Origin of the sequence: Flavobacterium flabelliforme (assembly GCF_017948675.1) — a bacterium.
GTDB classification, from domain to species: domain Bacteria; phylum Bacteroidota; class Bacteroidia; order Flavobacteriales; family Flavobacteriaceae; genus Flavobacterium; species Flavobacterium pygoscelis.
The window spans coordinates 1-3,211 of sequence record NZ_JAGFBU010000016.1 but is presented as its reverse complement, the minus strand read 5'-3'; the positions used below and the strand labels follow the sequence as shown (position 1 = coordinate 3,211).

The following is a 3,211-nucleotide window of genomic DNA, read 5'->3' as shown; positions in this document are numbered from 1 at the left end:
ATTTATAACGTATTAAAAAAAACGTCGGCTAACAGCCGTTTGGCGAGATTGGGGTTTTAGTGGAATTAGCGTTTTTTCACTACATTTACGTTAAGCCGAAAATACTCGGTTTCAAAAGTCCCCAACCACGCCAAGCGCCAAGACGTTAGCGGATATTTTGAGAAAAAAAATCGTAGACAGAAGAAAATCAGTTAAATAATGAAAAATATTATAATAATACGTATTTCAATTTTCTCTTTTTTATGTATAATCTTAATTGGTTGTAAAAAAATAAATGATGAAGCAAATGTGGAAAAAGCAGTTTCAGATTTGACTAATAATTTTCCACAATTCAGAAAAGGGAAATCAAAACAAATTGAATATTATAAACTCGTTAGAAGTGTTATTTATGGAGAAAATGAATTTAAACTTCAGCTCCGTTCTGAACCTGATAGTCTGAATGACCCACAAAAAATATTAGTGTTAATTAATTCAAGAAATCAATGTTGCGCTATTCCGTTTTTATCAAATACATATAGAGAATATTGGGGTTTTAAAAATGAAAAAACACTTCCAAATATAATAAAGACAAAAAGTAATTTTAATCAAGAGTTTATTAACGCATTGAACACATTAAAATTAAATGATACATTAGGAACAGGACGCAAAGTAATTACGGAAATGATGTTTTCTTTACTAAATTGTAAATATATCACAGACAAAGATAGTACAGAAGTTTTACAAGGTTATTCAAATGAGAATTACGAACTTGATAACGAGTTATTTGACCCTAAAACAAGAATTAGATTTCGAAAAAATTATCAAGAAATATCTAAAGATTGGTTTATAAACGAATATAGTCCAGAACAAAATTCTTACTACGACACCAAAAATTATAGAATTTATCAAATTATTAATAATGAAGGATTTTATAAAAAACCTTTAAAATTGGTAATAAAATGTTACAGACAAAACGCAATTTTTAACCATAGATCAATTTAAAAAAAACATCCGCTAACAGCCGTTTGGCGAGATTGGGGTTTTAGTGGAATTAACGTTTTTTATCATATCTTCGTTTCGGCAGAAAATACTCTGCTATAAAGTCCCCAACCTCGCCAAGCGCCAAGACGTTATGCGTCAGCAGGTTGGATCGCACAGAAAAAGAAGAAATTAAAGCTTGAAAACTGAAATGCAAAACTTTGAAAGCGAAATTTTTTATCGAATTTTTTAGCTTTTTAAAAGTGGAAAATGAAACTTGATCAACTTTGTGGAAAGCAGAAACCTGAAAATTGAATCTGATTAAGTTAATAGAATGTGGAAACTTGAATATTGGAATCTGATTAAGGTTGTGGAAAGCAGAAACTTGATAAAATTGGCTGAATATTGAAATGCAAATTAGAAACTTGAATAGTAAAATTTTCGCGATTTTTTTTTAGATTTTTAAGATCAAAATAGATGTTTAAAACTGAATAAAATAATTAAATTTGGAAAAGCCAATTGGAATAAATTGGAATGGACAAACATACAACATATACTGCCGAACGCATAACAGCCGTTTGCAGTGATTGCGGGTTTAGTGGAATTAACGTTTTTATTCATATATTCGTTGCGGTAGAATATACTCTGCTAGAAAGTCCGCAACCACGGCAAGCGCCAAGACGTTAGCGGTCAGCAGTGTTGGAGCGCAGAAAAAACGAAAAGTTCAAACTATGAAAAACTAAATTTTCAACGATTTTTTTTTGAGTTTTAATGTGAAAAATGACAGTTTGTAGAAAAACAGAAACTTGAAAATTGGAATGTAAAAAGCAGAAGCGTGAAAGTTGGATTGTGACAGCAGAAACTTGAAAATTGAAGTCTGAACAAGTTTGCAGAAAATTGAAACTTAAAAAGCAGACATTTGAAAAAATGGCTGAATATCGAAATGGAAAACATCGAATCTTAAAAAGCGTAAATTTCTCGGTTTTTTTTCGAGTTTTAACGACAAAATTAGATGTTTAAACATAAATAAATTGAAAATTGGAATAGACAATTATTATAAATTGGAATAGACAATTGGAATAAATATACTGCCGAACCGCTAACAGCGGTTTTGCGAGATTGCGAAATATGTGGTGAATTCAAGTTTATCTTTCGCAAGATATTCTATCTTAGCCGAAAGAACTCGGTTACGAAGTTCGCAACCTCGCAAAGCCGCGAGACGTTGTACGACAGCAACGAGCGACGAAAATCACGACAACATTTGTTTCTTAAAAAGGAAACTTCTATCTTTACTGAAAGTTAAGAATAAGTGAAAAATGGATTATAAATTTAAAGTTGAATTTCTCGAACCTGTTATAGAGTTTTTGGAAAGTTTAGACCAAAAATCCAAGGAAAAAGTTCTTTACAATATTTGGAAATCCAGAAGTGTAAATGATAATGAATTGTTTAAAAAACTCGATGGAGAAATTTGGGAATTTAGAACTTTATATAACAAACAATATTTAAGATTGTTTGCTTTTTGGGATAAATCAGATAAACAAGATACGATAGTCATTTCTACTCACGGGATTATTAAGAAAACCGACAAAACGCCAAAAGTGGAAATTGAAAGAGCAGAATCATTAAGAGTAAAATATTTTAACGAAAAAGAATAAGATTATGAAAACATATAGTTTAGATGAAGTAACAGACAAATTCGTTGGAGAAAAAGGAACAGCAAATAGAGATAATTTTGAAAACGAATTAAAAATTGATTTAATTGGTCAAACAATTAAGCAAATTCGAAAAGAAAGAAACTTGACGCAAGAACAATTAGGTCAATTGGTTGGTGTAAAAAAAGCTCAAATATCTAAAATTGAGAATAGCTTAACTGACGCTAGATTTGACACAATTATCAAAGTGTTTCGTGCTTTAAATGCTAAAATTAATTTTAATGTAGAGTTATTGAATCAGAATGTAGCAATCCACTAAAATTGCCGTCGTACAACAGCCGTTTGGCGAGATTGGGGTTTTAGGCTTAATTTAAATATGGTTTTGTACTTGGAAAATTTGTGTTTAATGGAAAAATCTCGCATCTTTACTCCCCAACCTCGCCAAGCGCCAAGACGTTATGTGACAGCTATGAAAATGTAAAATCCTGAAATAGGTTGACAAAAAATCAACAACTATTTACAGGACAACATGAAAGAAAAGAAACCAGACTGTCAAAAAAAATCCGTTGGATTTGACTTAAAACTTAAGATCATTGATCAGG

At 30.8% G+C, this 3,211-nt stretch carries 3 protein-coding genes; all 3 read left to right on the top strand.

Annotation, left to right across the window (positions count from 1 at the left end; translation table 11 throughout):
- Positions 1-198: 198 nt before the first annotated feature.
- Positions 199-981, top strand: a complete 783-nt coding sequence (locus J3S90_RS15635) for a hypothetical protein (RefSeq protein ID WP_210646962.1) — start codon at positions 199-201, stop codon at positions 979-981.
- A gap of 1,292 nt (positions 982-2,273) precedes the next feature.
- Positions 2,274-2,612: a type II toxin-antitoxin system RelE/ParE family toxin gene (locus tag J3S90_RS15630; protein WP_210646961.1), complete on the top strand. Its 339-nt coding sequence runs from the start codon at positions 2,274-2,276 to the stop codon at positions 2,610-2,612.
- 4 nt (positions 2,613-2,616) lie between these two features.
- A complete protein-coding gene (locus tag J3S90_RS15625; protein WP_210646960.1) occupies positions 2,617-2,928 on the top strand; it encodes a helix-turn-helix domain-containing protein in 312 nt (103 codons plus the stop codon).
- Positions 2,929-3,211 lie beyond the last annotated feature (283 nt).

What these genes read in the sequence shown, in the direction of transcription:
- J3S90_RS15635 (WP_210646962.1), top strand. Translation starts at nt 199, where the DNA reads ATGAAAAATATTATAATAATACGTATTTCAATTTTCTCTTTTTTATGT.
- J3S90_RS15630 (WP_210646961.1), top strand. Translation starts at nt 2,274, where the DNA reads ATGGATTATAAATTTAAAGTTGAATTTCTCGAACCTGTTATAGAGTTT.
- J3S90_RS15625 (WP_210646960.1), top strand. Translation starts at nt 2,617, where the DNA reads ATGAAAACATATAGTTTAGATGAAGTAACAGACAAATTCGTTGGAGAA.